This is a genomic window from Cryptosporangium sp. NPDC051539 (assembly GCF_044454545.1).
GTDB lineage: Bacteria > Actinomycetota > Actinomycetes > Mycobacteriales > Cryptosporangiaceae > Cryptosporangium.
On the sequence record NZ_JBITDV010000005.1, the window covers coordinates 430,438 to 449,321 of the forward strand.

The 18,884-nt window shown below is 70.5% G+C and carries 17 protein-coding genes and 1 pseudogene; 9 read left to right on the forward strand and 9 right to left on the reverse strand.

Going from position 1 to position 18,884, the window contains the following annotated elements:
- Positions 1–142 precede the first annotated feature (142 nt).
- Complete coding sequence (locus ACIBZJ_RS18435) at positions 143–412, reverse strand: hypothetical protein (protein WP_395931273.1); 270 nt, start codon at positions 410–412, stop codon at positions 143–145.
- Here ACIBZJ_RS18435 and ACIBZJ_RS18440 point away from each other — a divergent pair.
- Both ACIBZJ_RS18440 and ACIBZJ_RS18445 read left to right on the forward strand, forming a co-directional pair.
- A complete protein-coding gene (locus tag ACIBZJ_RS18440) occupies positions 293–1,528 on the forward strand; it encodes a helix-turn-helix domain-containing protein (protein WP_395931263.1) in 1,236 nt (411 codons plus the stop codon). The two genes, ACIBZJ_RS18435 and ACIBZJ_RS18440, sit on opposite strands and share 120 nt — an antisense overlap.
- Positions 1,529–1,673: 145 nt before the next feature.
- Positions 1,674–2,249 (forward strand): GNAT family N-acetyltransferase, encoded by a 576-nt coding sequence (locus ACIBZJ_RS18445; RefSeq protein ID WP_395930941.1) that lies wholly within the window; start codon positions 1,674–1,676, stop codon positions 2,247–2,249.
- Positions 2,250–2,515: 266 nt separating this feature from the next.
- Here the strand turns inward: ACIBZJ_RS18445 and ACIBZJ_RS18450 are convergent, their stop codons facing one another.
- Both ACIBZJ_RS18450 and ACIBZJ_RS18455 read right to left on the reverse strand, forming a co-directional pair.
- Positions 2,516–3,514: a B12-binding domain-containing protein gene (locus tag ACIBZJ_RS18450; RefSeq protein WP_395930943.1), complete on the reverse strand. Its 999-nt coding sequence runs from the start codon at positions 3,512–3,514 to the stop codon at positions 2,516–2,518.
- A 6-nt stretch (positions 3,515–3,520) separates the two neighbouring features.
- Positions 3,521–4,870, reverse strand: a complete 1,350-nt coding sequence (locus ACIBZJ_RS18455) for a PP2C family protein-serine/threonine phosphatase (protein WP_395930945.1) — start codon at positions 4,868–4,870, stop codon at positions 3,521–3,523.
- 206 nt (positions 4,871–5,076) lie between these two features.
- On the opposite strand from ACIBZJ_RS18455, the gene ACIBZJ_RS18460 reads away from it, so the two are divergent.
- The 4 genes from ACIBZJ_RS18460 (at position 5,077) to ACIBZJ_RS18475 (ending at position 9,923) form a co-directional block, all read left to right on the forward strand.
- A complete protein-coding gene (locus tag ACIBZJ_RS18460; protein WP_395930947.1) occupies positions 5,077–5,445 on the forward strand; it encodes an STAS domain-containing protein in 369 nt (122 codons plus the stop codon).
- 230 nt (positions 5,446–5,675) lie between these two features.
- A complete protein-coding gene (locus ACIBZJ_RS18465; RefSeq protein WP_395930949.1) occupies positions 5,676–6,173 on the forward strand; it encodes an adenylyltransferase/cytidyltransferase family protein in 498 nt (165 codons plus the stop codon).
- Between the two features lie 505 nt (positions 6,174–6,678).
- Positions 6,679–8,595 (forward strand): DUF1800 domain-containing protein, encoded by a 1,917-nt coding sequence (locus ACIBZJ_RS18470; protein WP_395930951.1) that lies wholly within the window; start codon positions 6,679–6,681, stop codon positions 8,593–8,595.
- Between the two features lie 8 nt (positions 8,596–8,603).
- Positions 8,604–9,923, forward strand: a complete 1,320-nt coding sequence (locus ACIBZJ_RS18475) for a DUF1501 domain-containing protein (protein ID WP_395930953.1) — start codon at positions 8,604–8,606, stop codon at positions 9,921–9,923.
- 175 nt (positions 9,924–10,098) lie between these two features.
- Here ACIBZJ_RS18475 and ACIBZJ_RS18480 read toward each other — a convergent pair whose 3' ends face one another.
- The 4 genes from ACIBZJ_RS18480 to ACIBZJ_RS18495 form a co-directional block, all read right to left on the reverse strand.
- A complete protein-coding gene (locus ACIBZJ_RS18480; protein ID WP_395930955.1) occupies positions 10,099–13,044 on the reverse strand; it encodes a globin domain-containing protein in 2,946 nt (981 codons plus the stop codon).
- Entirely contained in the window at positions 12,945–13,586 is a 642-nt protein-coding gene (locus ACIBZJ_RS18485; RefSeq protein WP_395930957.1) for a bifunctional DNA primase/polymerase, read from the reverse strand. Before ACIBZJ_RS18485 ends, ACIBZJ_RS18480 begins: the two co-directional genes overlap by 100 nt.
- A complete protein-coding gene (locus tag ACIBZJ_RS18490; RefSeq protein WP_395930959.1) occupies positions 13,583–13,801 on the reverse strand; it encodes a hypothetical protein in 219 nt (72 codons plus the stop codon). Before ACIBZJ_RS18490 ends, ACIBZJ_RS18485 begins: the two co-directional genes overlap by 4 nt.
- A gap of 1,855 nt (positions 13,802–15,656) precedes the next feature.
- Complete coding sequence (locus ACIBZJ_RS18495) at positions 15,657–16,307, reverse strand: hypothetical protein (protein ID WP_395930961.1); 651 nt, start codon at positions 16,305–16,307, stop codon at positions 15,657–15,659.
- A gap of 579 nt (positions 16,308–16,886) precedes the next feature.
- Here ACIBZJ_RS18495 and ACIBZJ_RS18500 point away from each other — a divergent pair.
- The 3 genes and pseudogenes from ACIBZJ_RS18500 to ACIBZJ_RS18510 form a co-directional block, all read left to right on the forward strand.
- Positions 16,887–17,096 (forward strand): annotated as a pseudogene (locus tag ACIBZJ_RS18500) (helix-turn-helix domain-containing protein); the annotation flags it as partial.
- A 15-nt stretch (positions 17,097–17,111) separates the two neighbouring features.
- A complete protein-coding gene (locus ACIBZJ_RS18505) occupies positions 17,112–17,750 on the forward strand; it encodes a DUF5753 domain-containing protein (protein WP_395931265.1) in 639 nt (212 codons plus the stop codon).
- A 54-nt stretch (positions 17,751–17,804) separates the two neighbouring features.
- Positions 17,805–18,008, forward strand: coding sequence for a DUF397 domain-containing protein (locus ACIBZJ_RS18510; RefSeq protein WP_395930963.1), 204 nt, complete (start codon positions 17,805–17,807; stop codon positions 18,006–18,008).
- A gap of 73 nt (positions 18,009–18,081) precedes the next feature.
- Here ACIBZJ_RS18510 and trxA read toward each other — a convergent pair whose 3' ends face one another.
- The gene (gene trxA / locus ACIBZJ_RS18515) at positions 18,082–18,411 is read right to left on the reverse strand and encodes a thioredoxin (protein WP_395930965.1); all 330 of its coding nucleotides are present in this window, start codon (positions 18,409–18,411) and stop codon (positions 18,082–18,084) included.
- A 29-nt stretch (positions 18,412–18,440) separates the two neighbouring features.
- Entirely contained in the window at positions 18,441–18,836 is a 396-nt protein-coding gene (locus tag ACIBZJ_RS18520; RefSeq protein ID WP_395930967.1) for a MerR family transcriptional regulator, read from the reverse strand.
- Positions 18,837–18,884: the final 48 nt, after the last annotated feature.

The window sequence follows — 18,884 nt, forward strand, 5'->3', positions numbered from 1 at the left end:
TGTATGACAAGTGTCCACTGCGCAGGGCAGGAGCACGTCGATGGCCCGTGAGTCGTCTGAGCACTCCCACGCTCCCCGGGTGTGCGCCCATTGTGGGGGGCGACTTCGTCGCGACAACACCAACACACTGTGTGACCCGTGCTCACGCAGCGCACACACGGTCGAGCTGCTCGCTCCGGTGTTGCCCCTCGATTTCTGGGCCGAGCCCGAAATGCGGTCGGCACTCGCCGATCACGACCTCGGAAGGGTCTCGCAGCTCTACCGGGCGCGCACGCCGATCCGGCGGCAGCACATGGTCGCCGAACTCGTCGGGTTCTCGCAGGCGCACATCTCCCGGATCGAGCGGGGTCTCTGCGAAATCCGGCTCGATACCGTGCTGCGATTCGTCCAGGGCCTGCGTATACCTCCCCACCTGGTAGACCCCATCGGCGCCCCATACCTCGACGGATCAACGGCGCCCGAATTGGCAACTACCGTCCCTACTCATGCAGGGCATGAAGTAGGAGACAACATGCGACGTAGAAGTGTGCTGAAAGGACTGACGGGCGCGGCTGCACTGGTGGGGTTCTCGCTCGCCGGCGACGACGACGAAGAAGCCCTCGCGAGCGACGATTTCGGCCGCGTCGGCGAGGCGCATGCCGCCCAGTTGGAAGACGCTCCGAAACACCTTTACAACCTCGACTACCGCTACGGTGGCGACACTCTCTGCGATCAGGCCGCCGCTCAGCTCCGCCGCGCCAACAAGCTGCTCAACCGGGGGCAGTACAGCGAGCAGGTCGGCCGACGACTCCAGGTGGCGACCGGTGAGCTCGGGATCTGCGCCGGCTGGCTCGCGTTCGACGCGGGCAGGCAAGACCAGGCGCGCTACTGCTACACCGAGGCGCTCGCCGCGGCCCGGATGGCGAACGACCCGAATCTCGAGGTCCACGCGCTCGCGAACATGAGCATGCAGGCGGTCGCGCTCGACCGGCCGCGGGAGGGCCTGCACATGGCCCAGGCCGCTCAGCGGGTCGCCGAGCAGATCATGACACCGACGATGGATTCGTTGCTCGCGATGCGCGAGGCCCGGGCGTGGGCGAAGCTCAACGACGGCCCGGCCGCCCGCCGGGCGATGGTCCGCGCCCGTGACGCGTTCGAGCGCCGTAGCGCCGACGAAGAGAAGCCGGTCTGGATCGCGTTTTTCGACGAGGTCGAACTGGCCGGCAACGAGGGTATGTGCGAGCTCGACACCGGCCGCGCGAACAAGGCCGCGTCGTTCCTCGAACTCGCTCGGGGCAAGCAGCGCGAGGGCATGGTCCGTAACAAATCGCTCTATACCGTGCGGCTGGCCTTCGCTACTCTCGCTCGCAGGGACGTGACGCGCGCTATCGAGATCGGTGAGGAGGCGCTGGGCATGGTCGTGAACGAGGTCACCAGCACCCGCACCCTCAACGAGTTGCGAGCCTTCCGGCGTCAGCTGGCTCAGGTGAGCACGTCGACCGCTGCCCGTAGCTTCATGGCGAGATTCGATTCAACGGTCGTCGCGTGAGTTCGGCCGCCGGATCCGGCGGCCGAACTAGCTTCACCCCCTTGAACACCACGGAGGGCGATTTCCGCCTGACGATCAGTGGCATACCCCTGATGTCCGCAAGTCCGGACGGGGGTTCGTCGTCCGGCCAGCAGGAAGGCCGACGATGACCTCTACCGCGCCCACACGGCTCATCACCCGCGCTTACGACACCGCGGGTGCGCGCGCTATCCAGGACCAACTGTTCGCCTTGTACGCCGAGATCTACGACGATCACCTCTCCGATCCCTTCTACTCGGTGGAACGGTTCGCCGACCGATTCGCCGGCCACTCGAACCGGACCGGTTTCCGATTGGTGACCGGAAGCATCGGAGGCCAGCTGATCGGCTACGCCTACGGCGGGCCGCTCGCGGCGGCCACCCGGTGGTGGGAAGGGATGCGCGAAGACGTTCCGGCGGACGCGCTCACCGAGGACGGCAGCCGGACGTTCGCGCTGAACGAGATCATGGTGCTGGAGAGCTGGCGGCGTCGCGGGATCGCCCACTCGCTGCACGACACGTTGCTCGCCGGGCGTCCGGAGCGGCGGGCCACGCTTCTCGTCGACCCCGACAACGATCCGGCGCGGACCGCATATCTCTCCTGGGGCTGGCGCACGCTCGGCCATCTGCAGCCGTTTCCCGACGCACCAGTCTACGAGGCGCTCGTCATCGACCTGCCGTTACGGGAAGCCGCGGCCAGCTGAAAATCCCGCAATCAAGGACGCAATTCCCGAAACCCGTCACCGCACGCGAACGTGGTCGTTGACCAGAGCGTGCTGACCCCGCGCTCCTTCTGCTCCCGGACGCCGCTACAGGCCGACGAGCCGGCGTCGCGCCCTGCGCCCGCGGAGCACGAGATGGCGGTCTCACCGTCCGGCCGGCGGGAGCGCCACCGGGCACACACCCTGCGCTGCAGCCGTCCCCACCCCGGCGACCGGTCCGCCGCCGGAACCAGCGCGGCCAAGGTCCGTTAAGCGGTTTCGCGCAGCAGACGGGCGGCCACCGGCAGCTGCTCACCCGCGGTCTCGGACAGCACCCGCCAGAGTTGGGGCACGGCCTCCCGGTGACATCCGCGGGCGCTGAGCAGCGTCGTCAGCCACTCCCGGCACTCCCGCAGAATCGTCAGGTCGTCCGTCAGCAGCGCTGCCGCGAGCGCGTGCAGCGCGTGGTCGACCGCGTACTCCGCCTCGGCGTCCAGACCGGCCAGGCAGCCCGCGCCGATGTCTCCCATCGCCGCCAGCCAGCTCCGCAGCACCTGCACCGCGAGTTCGCGGCTGCGCAGGAGCAGTTCAGCCTGTTCGTCGGCACCGGCGTGGGCCAGTGCCGGCACCGGCTCGACCACCGGACGCAGCCGCGCGAGCACGTCCGCCGCCTGCCGGGGCGACGCCGCCCACCCGCTCGCACCGAGCGCGAGCGCCCGGGACGCGTCGGCGCCGAACGCCCGCCCGCCCGCCAGCGTCGGAATCCCGGCCTCGGCCGCCGCCTCGACGATCCGCCGGGCCGCTGGGAGCGCGGCCGGCATCGAGCAGCTCACCGCGACCACGTCCGGGTCGAGGCGGTGCAGGTAGCCGGCCAGCTGGTGCGCGGGCGTCGACGCCCCGAGGTACGTCGTCCGCCACCCGAGGTGCCGCAGCGACTCGGCGACGATACGCGCGGCCAGCGCGTGCCACTCCCGCTCGGCGCACGCGACGACCGCGTACCCGAGCGGCGTGGCCGGCTCCGTGATCCACGCCCCGACCGTGGCGACGGCCGCCTCGCTGACCGCCGTCGCCGCGTGCTCCTGCGCCACGCTGTACTCGCCGCTCTGCCAGCGCTCGCCCACCACCTGCTGCGACGGCGTCACGAGTTCCAGCATCAGGTCGACCGGGTCGACCCCGTCGTTCAGCAGGTCGCTGACGAGCTCGACCGCCAGCCGCCGGTCGGCGGCGTCCAGCGCTTTGACGAACTCCTCGCGAGCCTCGTCGGTCACCACCGGCTAGGCCCGGACCCCACCGAACGCCAATACGGCGACGTCGTCGGTCGGGCTCGCCCCGCCTCCGCTGTACTCGGCGACCGCGATGTCGACGGCCTCGGCCAGCGCGTGCGGACCGCTCCCGGCGTACCCGGCCGCGAGCTGCGAGAGGCGTCCGAGACCGAACCGCCCGTCCGAGCCGATCGCGTCCGGCACCCCGTCGGTGAACAGCAGCATCATGTCGCCGGGGGCCAGCGCGACCTCGACCTCGGTATAGGTCGCGGTTGGTAGCGCGCCGCAGAGCAGGCCCTTGACCTGTACCTCTTCGACGACGCCCGACTTGCGGACGAGAAGCGGCCGCGGGTGCCCGGCGGACGAGATCGTCACCGACGCGCTGCCGTCGGGGGACGTGCGCACGCGGGCACAGATCGCGGTCAGGAACCGCGTCGTGGGCTCGCTACGGCTACCCCCGGAGAACAGCGCCGCGTTCAGCACCCGCAGCAGTACCGACGGCTGCCGGTCGAAGAACGACGCACCGCGAACGGTGTGCCGCGACTGCCCGGTCAGGATCGCCGCCTCGGCACCCTTGCCCGCGACGTCACCCAGCAGCACCGAGTAGTCGCCGGGCTGGCCGAACACGTCGAAGAAGTCGCCACCGATGTCGGTGGTGTGCATCGCCGCCCGCATCCGGGCGCCGATCGCGAGGCCGGGGGTCTCGGGAATCTCGGGCGCCCGCAGGCTGGCGGCCAGCACCTCGGCGACCCGCGCTTGCTCGGCGTAGACCCGGGCGGTGTCGATCGCGATCGCGATGCGACCGGCCAGTTCGAGGGCGAAGCCGACGTCTTCCGGTTCGAAGCCGCGACCGGCCCGGCGGGCCAGCGTCAGCGTGCCGAACGTCGTGCCGCGCGCGGTCAGCGGAACCACCAGCAGGTCAGCCGGGCGCAGCCCGAGCAGACCCTCTCGCAGTGGGCCGGACGGCACGGTGCCGGCCACCGCGTCGGGTACGTGACCGCCGGCCAGGACGTGCATCAGTTCGAAGCGGCCGGTCGCGAGCGCGCGTCCGTGGCCGGACACCTCGCCGAAAACCGGACGCTCACCCTCGACCGTGACGAAGCGGTCGGGATCGTCGGCCCGCACAGCGGTATACCGTACGCCGGTACGGGTCGGGAGAAGAATCTGCGCCCAGTCGGCGATAGCCGGAACCGTCACGTGGAGTGCACGACGAAGCGTCCGGTCGGGGTTGAGCGACCCGGCGAGCTGCTTGCTGGCCGAAGCGAGATGAGAGGCACGTTCCCGGGCCGTGGCCAGCAGCGTCGAGTCATCAAGAAGGCCCAGAGGGGACTGAGCAACGTACCGCACTGGCTGCTCGAACATGAGCTGAACTCTTTTCAGTGGGTAGGCCCTCACTGTACTCACCAGTACCGCACGTGGTCAGAGCCGTGCGTCCACAGAACTGGCGGGCCGACTCGGGAGCGACGCAGAATTCGGAGTAGTTGTCGGTTGAGCGACGTCCGCAGGATTGGACGCCACTACCGGTGGAAGACTTTGTTGGTAGAAGTCAGTCAGGATCGGAGGCCGGGGTGGGCGAGGACGGCATCTGGCGCTTGGACGTCTCGCTCGACGACGGCACGGCCTGGCTGCGGCCAGAGGGCGACCTCGACATGGAGACCTCTCCGTCGCTGATCCGGACGGCCCAGCGCGAGTTCACCGGCGGCGCCGGCCGCGTGGTGATCGACCTGTCCCGCGTGACGTTCGTCGATTCCTCCGGAATCGGTGCTCTGGTGGCCCTCTGGCGGACGATCGGCGGGAAGCGCGGTGCGTTCGCGATCGCCGACCCGTCCAGGGCCGCACAGTCAGTCCTCGCGACCACCGGTATCGACTCGCTGCTCGACCGGGCCGAAGCCATGCCGGACGATGACCGGTCGCCCGCTCCGGAACCCCAGGTCTGACGCCTCCCACGATTCCGGCAACTCTGCCGCGAACGCTTCCGGATGACGTTCCGCGGCTACCTGTGCCAGCACTTCGTCCATATAACGGACGCTACGAACGATTAGTGTCGAGACGATTACGGAACGCCACTCGACAATGTTTCCGATCACAGCCCGGCCGGGAGCACACCCGGGCAGGCGCCGACGGACCAGAATGAGCATCGACAGCCACCGCGGAAGGACGTGACCGGATGCCCGACTCGACGCGGGCGGGGCTCCAGCTGAGTTGGTACGCGAACCCGTCCGGCTCCGGCCGCACGGTTGTCGTCACCGGCGCGTTCGACGTGCTGCATGTCGGTCACCTGCGGTTCCTCCAGGCCGCGGCGGAGACCGGCGACGTTCTGGTGGTCGGCGTCGAGGACGATCAGCGGGTTTCGGCCTGGAAGGGCCCTGGCCGTCCGATGAACACCGGCGTCGAGCGGGCCGAGATGCTCGCCGCGCTGCGTCCGGTCGACGGCGTGTTCCTGGTGCACGGCGATCCGGACGTCAAGGAGCCCGAGCCCTACACCGACCTGCTCCGGCCGCTCGACCCGGCCGTCCTCGCGTTCACCGAGGGTGACCCGTTCGCCGAGGAGAAGCGCGCGTCGGCGCACCAGCTCGGCGCGAAGGCGATCGAGATTCCGCTGGTCCCCGGGCGCTCCACGAGCGCGCTGGTCAACGGCCGGCGCGCGACCCCCACCGGAGCGTGAGCGCAGACTCCGCGACCGACGCCGCACGGTCAGCCGCGCCACTGCGTCGAGCTCGCTCGTCCGGGTCGAGGTCCGGCGCCACCGAGCCGCGTTCTACGACGTAGCGCGACCGGCGAATCGGCGCACCTTCCTCGGCCTGGTCGGATCCACCGCCGGCAGATCCCCGTTCGCGGGCTCGACGGCGGTGGCGCGCCGGGGGCACACAGCGAGCCGGTCCGCAGCACCTGCCGATGCCGGCCCACCGCCGCGTGAGCCGTCGCCTTCCACACCCAGGACCGCTCAGGTCTCAATCCGGTCTGTGGGAGGGCACTCACGCCGGGCGTGGCCGATGCCAAATTCGCAACAAAACAACCACTAGCACTCAGCAGCCACTTTAAAACCAGCCGACGCAGGCTTAAGAGCAACCCAAGAACGTTGGCACCAGCTCCTGGCGTTACTAACTTCCCGCGTGAATCTCCGGATTTTTTCCGGCAGTTACCGCCACGCGCCAAAGGAGCCTCGCCGCATGCCACAGCGGCCCGATCGCTCTACGTCCGAAGAGGGCAGTAGACCCGAACCCTCCGACCGAACCCCAGCCGCCGGTCAGAAGCCCGCGCCCCACTGGGGGCGGCGCGGCCTTCTGACCGGCGTCCTCGCCACGACCGGTCTCGCCGTCGCCGCCTGCAGCAGCGACGCCGACGACAAGCCGGAGCGGGCCACCTCGAAGAAGTCCGACGCCCTCGGCGGGGGCGCTCCGGCGCAGGTCGACGCCGACGTCCCGGCCTCCGACCCGATCGGCGAGGTCACCGGCCCGACCGGCGGGAGCGACAAGCAGAAGTCATTCGACACGTCGACCGGCGGCAACTCCACCCGACCGGCCGGACGCCAGGCCCGCGCCGCCCGCACCTACAGCGAGCGCGACGAGTCCTACATGGGCGCGAAAGCCGGACGCCGGCTGCGCAGCCGGCCCACCGTGCCGGCGAAGCTGTTCCCGGGTCCGGCCGCCGCCGCGGCCGGAACGAACGTCAAGGCGCCGCTGGTCTTCGCCGCCGACCCGGTGCTGCACCTCCTACGCCGCACGACGTTCGGTGCGACGCCGGAACTGATCGCCGACGTGCGCAAGTCTGGCATCGACGCCTGGCTGAGCAAGCAGCTCCAGCCCTCGTCGGTCGGCGAATCGGCCGACGTGAACACCGCCCAGGGGATCTTCCCCACCCACGGCAAGTCGATCAAACAGCTCCGGGCCGACAAGGACCGGCTCGGTGATCAGCGGCCGCAAGCCGACCAGGAGAACGTCCGTCTGACGATCGCGCGTCAGATCTGGTCGGAGCGGCAGCTGTTCGAGGTGATGGTCGACTTCTGGAACGACCTGTTCCACGTCGCGAACCCGTTCGACGGGTCGGAACTGGTGCGGGCGTCGTTCGACACCGACGTGATCCGCAAGCACGCGCTCGGCACGTACGAGGACATGTTCCTCGCCGGGAACCGGCACCCGGCGCTGCTCCGGTACCTCAACCAGGACCAGTCCAGGAAGGACCGGGTCAACGAGAACCTGGGCCGGGAGAACCTGGAGCTGTACTCGGTCGGCGTCGACGGCGGCTACACCGAGGTCGACGTCCGGCAGGCCGCTCTGCTGCAGACCGGCCGCCTGATCAAGGACGACGAGTTCTTCTACGACGACGGCGCGCACTACCTGGGGCCGATCACGGTGATGGGGTTCAGCCACCCCAACTCGAAGAACACCAGCGGACTGGACGCCTCCGACGAGTACCTGAGCTACCTCGCGCTGCACCCGGCGACCGCCGAGCACGTCGCCCGCCAGCTCTGCCTGCACTTCGTCTCGGACACGCCGCCCGCGACGCTGGTCGCCCGGCTGAAGAAGTCCTACTTGGACAACCGGTCGTCGATCGTTCCGGTGCTGCGGACGCTGTTCTCCTCGTCGGAGTTCTGGGGTTCGGTCGGCCTGAAGGTGCGGCGGCCGCTGGAGTACGTGGTCGCGACGTACCGGGTGCTGAGTGTCCGCCCCGGTGCCGACCTGCGCGACGGGCTGGCCGCCGTGCACAACCGGATGCGTGAGCTCGGCCAGTACCCGATGGGCCAGCCGTCGCCGAACGGATACCCGCGCGTGTTCACCGCCTGGGCGTCCGCCGGAACGATGATCGAGGAGTGGAATGAGGCACGTGCACTGGTCTCAGGCGGGCGGAAAGGCTTCACGTTCGTCCAGCCCTCGAAGCTCGTGGGCGGGCCACCGTCGACCGCCGGGGAGTTCGTGGACGCGCTGAGCGTCCGGCTGGTGGGACAGAAGCTTCCGGCGAAGGACCGCGCCGCGGTGCTGTCGGTCAGCGGTCTGACCGCGACCGCGACGGTCGACGCGACGTTCAACGGCGCGGTCACCGACGTGGCGCGCGCGATTCTCGCCTCCCCCTACCACTCGTTCAAGTGAGGCCCGGCATGAAGTTTGGCGATGCTGTTCTCCGCGCCGAGGCCGCGGCCGTCCAGAGCGAGAACGCGGCTGTCCGCGACGAGTGGAGGAGTCTGAACGAGGCCGAGGAGGCCGCCGAGGACGGCCGCGGAGTCACCCGCCGGACCGTTCTGCTCGGCGCCGGCTTAGGCGCCACGACTCTGCTGACCAGCCAGTTCCTCAACGTCCGGGCCTCGTTCGGCGCGAGCGGAACCGGAACGCTGATCCACGTCTTCCTGTTCGGCGGACTCGACGGCCTGAGCCTGGTGGCTCCTGCGAACGACCCGGTACTGGCGGCGGCCCGTCCCGGTCTGGTCCTGCCGACCGGCGGGTCGATCGCGCTGGCGCGCGGTTTCGCACTGAACCGGGCCTTCGAACCCCTCAAGAAATATTTGGACGCCGGGGAGCTGGGCTTCGTGCCCGGGGTGTCCGACCCGCGCCTGTCCCGTAGCCACTTCCAATGTCAGGACGCCTGCGAGCTCGGCGGCCTGCCGAGCGAAACGCAGGGGCGTGGCTGGATGGACGTGCTGACCTCGCGGCTCGGTCCCGGCACCGCGTTCCGGTCGGTGGGCGTGGGCAGTACGTTGCGCCGCTCGCTGGTCGGGACGCAGGGCGCGCTGGCACTGCGCAACCTGCCTGCGCTGGCGATCAACGGCGATGCGGCGTTCGCGCCGCGGACCGCGGAGGCGATCAAGACGATGTTCACGGGCTTGGACCACCCGGCGGCGGAGTCGGTGGAAGCGGCCGTGGGGGCGCTGGCTCTGGCCAGCAGGATCAGTTCGGTGGCGTACACCCCGGCGAACGGGGCGGTGTATCCGGCCGGCCTCGGGGACGGGTTCAAGACGCTGGCGCAGCTGATCAAGGGCGGGGCGAACGTCCGGACCGCGGCGGTGTCGATGGGTGGGTTCGACACCCACAGCAACCAGGGCACGAACGGCGGGCACCTGTTCACGCTGTTCGGGCAGATGGCGTCGGCACTGCGAGCGTTCTTCGACGATCTCGGCGACGCCCGGAAGAACGTCACGGTGGTGCTGTCGTCGGAGTTCGGACGGCGGGTCGCGCAGAACGGCAGTGGAACCGACCACGGGCACGGGAACGTCGTGACCGTCCTGTCGGGTCAGAAGCTGTCGAGTTCGCTGCTCGGGACGTGGCCGGGGCTCGGGACGCTCGACAACGGTGACGTCCCGGAGTTCAACAACATGTTCGACGTGTTCGGCACCGTGGCCCAGTCGCGGTTCGGACTGTCGGCCACGGACGTGGCGGCGATGTTCCCGAAGCGCACGTTCAAGCCGATCACGATGTTCGCGTGAGCCGGGCCGATATCCCCGCCCACTGGGACCGGGCGGGGGTGCGGAGGAGCCCTCCCGCGAGGTGCGTCGCGGGTCGGCCCTGCCGGAGGAAGCTCACCGCACGGGGCCGTCGCGGTGCGGGCTCCCTTCGGGAAGAGGGGGCGTCCCGGTGCGTCATTCCGGGACGCCCCCTCCTCTATTCCTGGGCGGGGGCGTCGCCCAGGTCTAACGGGTCCGGCGGCGGTTCGGCCGCCCGGACCGGTCGGTGGGTTTCACGGGGCCACCCGGTGCCGACACCCTTGAACGCGACCGGGGTGCGGTGGCTTTCGGGTGCCCGCGACGTCGGAGACGCGGGTGCCGGAGACGCGGGTGCCGGAGGTGCGGGTGCTGGATTCACGGGTGCTGGAGGTGCGGGTACTGGATTCACGGGTGCTGGAGGTGCGGGCGACTCCCCGACGGCCGCGGTTCCGGTGTGCGTTGTCTCCGAATCACCGGCGGACTGTCCGTCCTCCGCGGACCGCCGGAGGTCCAGGTTCTGCGGACCGGACGGCACCACTTCCGGCGGCGAGTCGTACATCGACGGGTCCAGGTCGGGCGGTTGCCACTTCGGAGGCGTCGGATCCGGCGGTGGCAGTGGCTCCGGCGCCGAGTTCCGGAACCGCGAGCCCCAGGCCCAGGGGTTGCGGCCCCGGCGCCGCTTCTCGGGAGCAGGCTCCGGCTCCTCGTGCCGGCCAGAGCGCCCCGGAGCGTCGAGCTCACCCGCCGCCGGCAACAACGACTGCCCAGCCGTCGGTCGAGCCGACTGCCCTGCTGACTGCCCGGCCGTCGGTCGAGCCGACTGCCCGGCCGACTGCCCAGTCGGCGGTCGAGCCGACTGCCCAGCTGGCGGCCCAGCCGACTGCCCGGCCGGAGGCCGAACCGACTGCCCGGCCGGAGGCCCAGCCGGCGGTCGAGCCGACTGCCCAGCTGGCGGCCGAGCTGGCGACACCGGCCGCAATCCGGTGGGCGGGTGACCTGACGGCTCGGCCGGACCACCGGGACGAGCGGGCGACACCGGCCGCGCCATCGGCTGGCCGTCCCCCGACCTCCCGGAAGCCTCGATCTCGTCCACCCGGGCGAGCCGCTCCAGCAACTCGCCGCGATTGAACGGAACCGTCGAAGCCGCCGCCGGATCCGCCTCGACCGGCAGAAGCTCTTCCGCCTCTGGTGGCACGTGTGCCGACCCCGAAGCCCTGGGCAGCCCGGCCGACCGCTCCACCAGCGGCGGAGCCGACTCGGCCGACCCGCTCACGGAAGCCGTGTCGCCGGCCGTCCCACCAGCAGGCGGGTCCGCTCCGGGCGAAGTGGCCGGTGCTTCCTCGGCGGGCGCACCGTCCGGTGACGGCCACTGCACCCGCGCCCACGGAGTCTGCGCCGGTTCCTCGGCCGAGTGCCGCTCGGCCGGGTGCCGCTCGGCCGAACGTCCGCGCAAATCGTCGGCGGCTCCGTCTGCCGTGCGATCCCCGTCCGTTTCGGCGGGCGGCACCGCAGCCCGGCGCGTGTCATCCCCCGAAAACGCGTCCGCTAGAGACCGTTCCGTCTCCGGGCGCGCTCCCCGCGGGACCGTCTCCGGGCGCGTTCCCCGCGAGGCCGTCGCCTCCGGGTGCGCTTCTCGCGAGGGCGTCGCTTCCGGGCGCGCGTCCCGCGAGGGCGTCGCTTCCGGGCGCGCGTCCCGCGAGGGCGTCGCTTCCGGGCGCGCTTCCTGTGGGTCCGCCGTCTCCGGGCGAGCTGTCGTCGAAGGTCCCCGCGGCGGCCGGGCCTGCGACGGCGCCGTTTGCGCGGACTCGTCCGGCAAGGCCCACTGACCCGCACCCGCCGCGATCGGGCGAACGCCGCCCGAAGCCCCGTGGCCCGCCGCCGCTTGCCGACGGCCCTTGGCCTCCTGCTCGGGAGCTACCTGCGGGTCCACCCCGGCCGACGACGGCCAGAATCCTGCCGTCCGAGCCGGGACACTCCCCGTGTCGCTCAACTCCCCACCGCCAGCCGGCGACGCGGCTGTCGGCGGCCCCGACGGCCCGGGCTGGCCCCACGACGCGGCCTGACCCGACGGCCCGGGCTGGGCCGACGGCCCGGCCTGACCCGACCACGCGGCCTGACCCGACGGCCCGACCCGACCCGACGGCCCGGCCTGACCCGACCACGCGGCCTGACCCGACGGCCCGACCCGACCCGACGGCCCGGCCTGACCCAACCACGCGGCCTGACCCGACGAGCCGGACTGACCCGATGGCCCGGGCCGGACCGACGACGCCGGCTGACCCCATGACGCGGACTGACTCGACGGCCCGGCCTGACCCCACGGCGCGGACTGACCCGACGGCCCGAGCTGACCCGACGGCCCGGGCTGGACCGACGACGCAGGCTGGACCGACGACGCAGGCTGGACCGAGGGGCCGTCCGGCGGCGCGGGGCTCGGTCGAGCAGCGTCCGGCCGACCGGCATCCGGCGGCACGGCCGTCGGCGGGACGGACAGCAGGTCCGGGTCGAGCGGCTCCACGTACGAGCGCCAGTACGCCGGCGACGCCTCCGGGTCCCGCGATCGCACCGGCGCGTACAAAGGCACCGCCTCGACCGCTCCCGCGAGCATCTCGGCCGCGAGCCATTCGTAAACCTCGAGCCACGCCGACCCCAGCGGCCCGGCATCCGCGTTCGGGAACAACTCCCGGACCGCCCGGACCAATGCCTGCCCGACGTACGGATAATGCTCCGCAGGCACCCCGTGCAGCGCCGCGTGCTCCGCGCCGAGCCGACGCAGGTCCGCCTCGAGCACCGCGAGCGCATCGAGCACCTCGACCGCCCGCAACAATTCCTCGACGATCCGCTCGCCGTGCAGGCGAACCGACGCCGCCATCAGCTCTTTCGTCCGCGGCGCGAACGACGGCAGATGCCGGTACACCGCCGCAGCCAGATCCACCGGCCGCGCCGCGATCGCCGCCCGGGACTCCCGGAGCAACGCCATCGTGGCGCCGTCCGGGCGTCGGGTCTCGTCGGGCAGCCGCGGGATCATCCCGGCAGCCCGGTTATGACTGGCCGGGCTCGAAAGGTCAGCGCGACGCGAAGCGCAGCGGAGACCACGGCCGCCGGGGGCAGCCTCCACCCACATTCCTGCGGGGACCGCAGCCAACGCACCTGGCCGGTCCGAACAGTCGACGGCGGCAGCGTGACCCACGAGTCCTCCCCGTGGAGCAGGACGCCTGCCCCGGCCGCCGCGAGCCACAGTTCCTGACTCGGACGGAGCTGCTGGCAGAACAACTGGGCCTGCCCGACCTTCGAGCTCGAGATCGGCGCGAGGTACCCGTCGGCGCGCAGCCGCTCGTCCATGGTGTTGATGACGTCCTCGGTCCCGTCCACGACGCCCGGTCCGGTGCTGGTCGGCATCAGCAGCGCGTACGGGTGACCCGTCCACCAGCGATCGACCTCGATCGGGCTCGTGACGACGCACTGCGCGACGGTCGCGATGCACCGGTCGCCCGCGCCGGTGCCCGGGTCCACCGCGTGCGGGCTGGACGTCCGGCAACGCGGCCGACCGCAGCGGTACCGCTGTAGCTGCGGCGACCACCAGGCACCCGGTGCCACCGGCCATCCCGCCCGTAAGTACTCGTGCGCCGCGGCCGCCAGGACCGCGCGCTCCAGCCGGGCGCTCATCGGGTCACCCCCGGACGACCCTCGGCGCGGACGCCGGCCACCGGGCTCGCGACCGGAACGGACGTCCAGGCCACCGCCCAAGCCGGCGCGTCGATGTGTGCGGCTCCGATATCGCGTCCGCGCCGTTGGGCGGCTGCCGGTAGCACGGCCGACGCGACCTGGACCAGGCCGAGTGCTCTGCGGCCGCAGTCGTCGGTGAGAATGTTCCGTGCCATGGCAGTTACCCCTGTCCTTCCAACCTGCTTCGCAATTCGCTGGGCCGGAGCGGAAGACGACGACGCTCCCGATCACTTTCGGCTTCGGCGAATAAACCGATCATGGCACTGGGTCGCCAATTCGCCTCGTAGCACGAACTCATTTCGCCGTTAACAGATCCTTAGTTACCAGTGTGACTCGAGTGGCACGAATAAACGGTTTCGCACGCACGTTGGTGAACCCCTTAACAGAATCTGAGGTAATCGAGTACTGGCGTCACACCCTCCACACCAGAGCCATCAGATCCGCAGCTAGACGCAGGTCAGCGCCGTGCTCAACAGGTCGCTCGGAACTGGCTCACCGGCAGGGAAAAGACCCGGAGTGTACCGGAAAGTCGGATTTGGGAAGGCGGCCCTGATCGTTGCCATTCCGTGACCCGGCGATCTGCGAACCGGCCTGCTAGTTGCCTAATTGTCGAGCTCGGGAAATAGCGGCAACCGATCGGGAAATAAGCCCGCCGGATCAGGAATTCGGCCATTTGCGCCGGGAGCAATTCCCGGGACTCCGGGACAATTGTCCCGAACAATTATCGCGCCATCCGAATATTGCGCGAAGAAATTTGACGCACGCTATCAGCAAGCCGCGCACAGCAAGTGTCAGCTACCTGACACCCCGGCCCGCCTGACACCCCGGCCCGCCTGACACCCCGGCCCGCCTGACACCCCGGCCCGCCCACCGCCGGGCGGCCCGACCACCTGCCGACCCGAGACCCTGCGATCGAGGTCCGGCCCCACCTACCGGGCAGCACGGCCGCGGGTCACACGAAGGATCGCGAGTACCTGCTGCAGCCGCACGGACAAGCGACCCCGGCGCCGATCGACCATCCCGACGCCCGCCCTCCGCACGACAACCCCGCCCCAGCCCCGGCCCGTGGCCCGCGGCCCCCGGCCACAGCCACGATCCGGGCCACAGCCACAGCCACAGCCACTATCCGGGCTACGGCGACGGCGACGGCCCCGCCACGATCCGGGCCACGGCCACATCCCCGCCCCACGCCTGGTCACGGCCACATCTCCGGCCCCGGTCACGGTCACGGTCCCGACCCCGGTAACGGTCACATCCCCGGTCACGGCCACGTTCCTGGCCCCGGCCGCGGTCCCCAGCCACGCCCCGGTCACATCCCCGGTCACGGTCCCCGGCCACAGTCACGTCCCCCGCCCCGGTCACGGCCACGTCCCCCGGCCACAGTCACGTCCCCGGCCCGGCCGCGACCCCGGTCACGTTCCGGCCACGCCGAGAACGTGACCGACGTCCTGGCCCACGCCCTGGCCCACGCCCTGGCCCACGCCCTGGCCCACGCCCTGGCCCACGCCCTGGCAACCCACCCGCCCAAGGCCGCGGCCGCGAAGAAGTCGCCGCGGCGGCTCCATCTGTCCCGAACGCCCCCAACGCGCCAAGCCGCTACCGCGGACTCAGCCCCCGGACGCCGGGGCACTTCGACGCCGGCCGCAGCTCACCGTCGGGCACAAACATCGACGCGACCACCCCGTCGATCCCGCGCGCAGAAGCCAGGTCGCCGGGAAGCGGGACCTCCCCGCGGCGAATCCCCACCCCAGACCCCGCCCGAACCCCTACTCCAGGCCAGGCCTCACTCCCGCCCCGGGCTCCCGCAGCGCCCGACCGCGCCACCGCGCCACCGCGCCACCGCGCCAGAGCGCCAGAGCGCCAGAGCGCCAGAGCGCCAGAGCGCCAGAGCGCCAGAGCGCCAGAGCGCCAGAGCGCCAGAGCTACCGGACCAGGGGCACCGCTACCGCGCCAGACGCGCCGGCAACCCGACGGGGGCAAAGGCCCAAGCAAGGGCTCCAAGCAAGTACCTCAGAACCCCTCGAAGCGCCCCTCGTGACGCTCGAACCGTGCCCACAACGCCGGCACCGCCCGCGCCTCGCCTTCTCCCGCCACCGGGGACCGCACCACTTCCACCGCGATCACCTGCGGATACTGCCCACTCGTCTCGAACACGCGAACATCCCGCGCCCAGCACGCGTCCGCTAAGAAAGAGCGCGCGGCTGCGACATCCCCCGCCGACACCCCCACCGGGCACCAGAGGTAGACCCGCTCGCCGTACGCCTTACGGCAGGTGGCCAGCACCGCCGGAAGCCGCCCGCTCCGCGACAGGAGCCCCGCCCCCGCGCACCCCACCCGCAAACGATGCGGCGTGACGATCGTCCACAAGACCGCGGACGCCCACCGCCGCAGCGGCGGGACCAGCGCGACGAAGGCTAAGAGGCCGGTGACGAGGCTCAGGCCGATCAGACCGCCGGCCGCGTGGACCGACCCCCACCAGAACAGCGGCGCGCCGCCGACCGCGGCGGCCTCGTACCGCCAGCGCCACAACACCGTCGTCGGCAGCGGACGCGCGGCGGCCGGACGAACCGGCCCGTCAGATCCGACACCACGACGAAGGACGGGAGTGGGCGGACGTAACTCTTCCCCACCCCGACGCCAGTTCTGCGGCCCCGTGTTCATCTGGCACCCTCCATGCCGTGGCAGAGTCCGACCACGAAAGTCAGGACCTGGCGGGTTCCACTGGACTACGAAGGGCCCGCACTCACGAACCGCTTCGAGCGAAACTTACGCAGCCAATAAGCTCGCGATACGAAAGAAGCCCGTCCCCCCGGCGGCGCCTCGGTCACTGTATCGGTGGCTGGTTGGCTACCCTGGCTTAACGGTCAGTGAGATCGTGGCATGCTCGGGACGGTGGGGGCAAGTGCCATTCAGAGTCGTGGACTCGACAGAAATCGCACTTACGCCAGCTATTTCGAACCCCACCGGCCACTTGAACACCACGAGCGAGAAACCTCCAGAAAGGCCCCTCTTACCTGGGGTGACGGGATTCCCATCCCGGATTGTGAATCGCGTTTCGCGACACAAACGAGGCTTGCGATACCACTGTGACTCGTGTGTTCCGGCGACTGGTAACGTCCCGGCCTGGCCATGGCAAGTGCCATTTCAATCCGTGCCTCGGGTACGTGATCGGTCCGTGTCTCCGGCACGCGACCGGTCCACACCTCCGGCACGCGACATGGCACGAAAGAGCATTTAGCCATGGCGGGAGAACGCACCCCCACGCTGCGCCGACGAGAACTCGCCGCGCGGCTGCGGGCTCTGCGGCGTACGTCCGGACTGACGATCGAGGAGGTCGCCAGGGAGCTCGCGTGCTCCCCGACGAAAATCAGTCGCATCGAGACCGGTCGACGCGGCGCGGTACTCCGCGATGTCCGCGAACTCTGCCGCTTGTACGGCGTCTCCCCGCTCGAGCAGGAACAGCTCATGACCCTCGCCCGCGAGAGCAAGGAACGCGCCTGGTGGCAGGGCTACGACATCGACGCGTCTTATCGGACCATCATCGGCCTGGAGTCGGCCGCCACCGCAATCTCCGACTTCCAGCCGGCCGTGGTCCCCGGCCTGCTCCAGACGTCCGATTACGCACGGGCGCTCCTCCGCGGCGCCGGTGAGAGGAGAACCGAACAGGAGATCGAAGAGAAGGTGAGCCTCCGGCTGCACCGTCAAGAGATCCTCGATCGTCCGAACCCGCCGTACGTGTCGTTCATCATCGACGAGGCCGCGATCCGTCGCCTCATCGGTGGCCGCGAAGTCATGGCGCATCAACTGGACGCGCTCCTGGCCGCCGCCGAACGATCCCAGATCAGCCTGCAGGTACTCGATTTCGAGGCCGGGGCGCACCCGGCACTACCGGGGAGCTTCGGCATCGCGGAAATCGAGGAGAGCCCGGCGTCGAGCATCGTGTTCGTCGAAGGACACCAGGGAGACTTCTACCTCGAAGGACCCGCTGACCTAAAGCGCTACCAGCGCATATTCGACCAGCTCAGATCGATCGCCCTGTCGCCGAAAAGCTCGTTGGAATTCATCGCTGCGGTTCGTGACGAGATCCGTTCACCAAAGCGCTGATCGACCGCACACGAAGCGGCACCACGACCCGAAACCACTACCGAGCGGACAACCATGTACAGCACTGAATTCCCAGCGGCATCGTGGCGGAAGTCCCGGCGCAGCTCCACCATCAACTGCGTCGAGGTCGCGGAGACGCCGGTGGTCATCGGCGTCCGCGATTCGAAGAACCCGGGCGGCGACGTACTGCGCTACCCGGTCGCGCAGTGGTCCGCGTTCCTCAGCGGCATCAAGCTGGGCGAGTTCGACCGACCGTAGGACCGCACCACTAGTCGGAGCCGCCGACCGACCGCCGGCGGCTCCGCACCCCGTCAACCAGCGTCCAGCGTCCCTACAGGCCCAGCTGCGCGACGAGCCGCGCTTTCGGCAGTGCGCCGACCACCGTCCGCACCGGCTCGCCGCCCTCGAACAGCATCAGCGTCGGCGCCCCGAGCACCCCGTAGTCACGCACCGCGTTCGGATTGACGTCGATGTCCAGCGAAACGACCCGGACCCGCTCGCCCCACTCCGCGGCCAGCGACTCCAGCACCGGCCGGATCCGGCGGCACGGCCCGCACCAATCGGCCCAGAAATCCACCACCACCGGCACGTCCGAAAGCAGGACCTCCTCGGTCCACGTCTCGTCGGTCACGGCAGCGATCGACCCGGCAACAACAGACATTTTTCCTCCTCGGTGAACGAAGGAGGAGGTCAACGCAGTGGCGTGAACATGCAGAGCGGCTCGGGGGCAGCCCCCGACAGCGACCCGCCCCGCATCGCCGCCGACAGCTGCGACCGGACCGCAGCCAGCCCGGCCATGCAGTCGTCGATCTCGGCGATCTTCCGCCGGTAGACCGCGACCGACGCCGAGCACGAGTCCCCGGTCGCGTATCCGGCCCGCAGGCACTCGACGAACGGCCGGGTCTCCTCGAGCGCGAACCCGACTCCGACCAGCGTCCGGATCTCCTCCACGACCCGCACGTCCGCTTCGGAGTACTCGCGGTAGCCGTTGGCGGTCCGGTCGGCCGAAAGCAGCCCGAGCGACTCGTAGTGACGAAGCGCGCGGGTGGTGGTCCCGACCCGCGAAGCCAGCTCACCGATCCGCATTCCGACCTCCTCCAGCACCGAACGCTAGACATTCACGCCGACGTCAAC

Coding starts and splice junctions, on each gene's coding strand:
- ACIBZJ_RS18475 (WP_395930953.1), top strand. CDS start 8,604: ATGAAGTTTGGCGATGCTGTTCTCCGCGCCGAGGCCGCGGCCGTCCAG.
- ACIBZJ_RS18480 (WP_395930955.1), bottom strand. CDS start 13,044: ATGTGGGTGGAGGCTGCCCCCGGCGGCCGTGGTCTCCGCTGCGCTTCG.
- ACIBZJ_RS18510 (WP_395930963.1), top strand. CDS start 17,805: ATGTACAGCACTGAATTCCCAGCGGCATCGTGGCGGAAGTCCCGGCGC.
- ACIBZJ_RS18490 (WP_395930959.1), bottom strand. CDS start 13,801: ATGGCACGGAACATTCTCACCGACGACTGCGGCCGCAGAGCACTCGGC.
- ACIBZJ_RS18495 (WP_395930961.1), bottom strand. CDS start 16,307: ATGAACACGGGGCCGCAGAACTGGCGTCGGGGTGGGGAAGAGTTACGT.
- ACIBZJ_RS18465 (WP_395930949.1), top strand. CDS start 5,676: ATGCCCGACTCGACGCGGGCGGGGCTCCAGCTGAGTTGGTACGCGAAC.
- ACIBZJ_RS18485 (WP_395930957.1), bottom strand. CDS start 13,586: ATGAGCGCCCGGCTGGAGCGCGCGGTCCTGGCGGCCGCGGCGCACGAG.
- ACIBZJ_RS18455 (WP_395930945.1), bottom strand. CDS start 4,870: ATGTTCGAGCAGCCAGTGCGGTACGTTGCTCAGTCCCCTCTGGGCCTT.
- ACIBZJ_RS18505 (WP_395931265.1), top strand. CDS start 17,112: ATGACCCTCGCCCGCGAGAGCAAGGAACGCGCCTGGTGGCAGGGCTAC.
- ACIBZJ_RS18445 (WP_395930941.1), top strand. CDS start 1,674: ATGACCTCTACCGCGCCCACACGGCTCATCACCCGCGCTTACGACACC.
- trxA (WP_395930965.1), bottom strand. CDS start 18,411: ATGTCTGTTGTTGCCGGGTCGATCGCTGCCGTGACCGACGAGACGTGG.
- ACIBZJ_RS18440 (WP_395931263.1), top strand. CDS start 293: ATGGTCGCCGAACTCGTCGGGTTCTCGCAGGCGCACATCTCCCGGATC.
- ACIBZJ_RS18470 (WP_395930951.1), top strand. CDS start 6,679: ATGCCACAGCGGCCCGATCGCTCTACGTCCGAAGAGGGCAGTAGACCC.
- ACIBZJ_RS18520 (WP_395930967.1), bottom strand. CDS start 18,836: ATGCGGATCGGTGAGCTGGCTTCGCGGGTCGGGACCACCACCCGCGCG.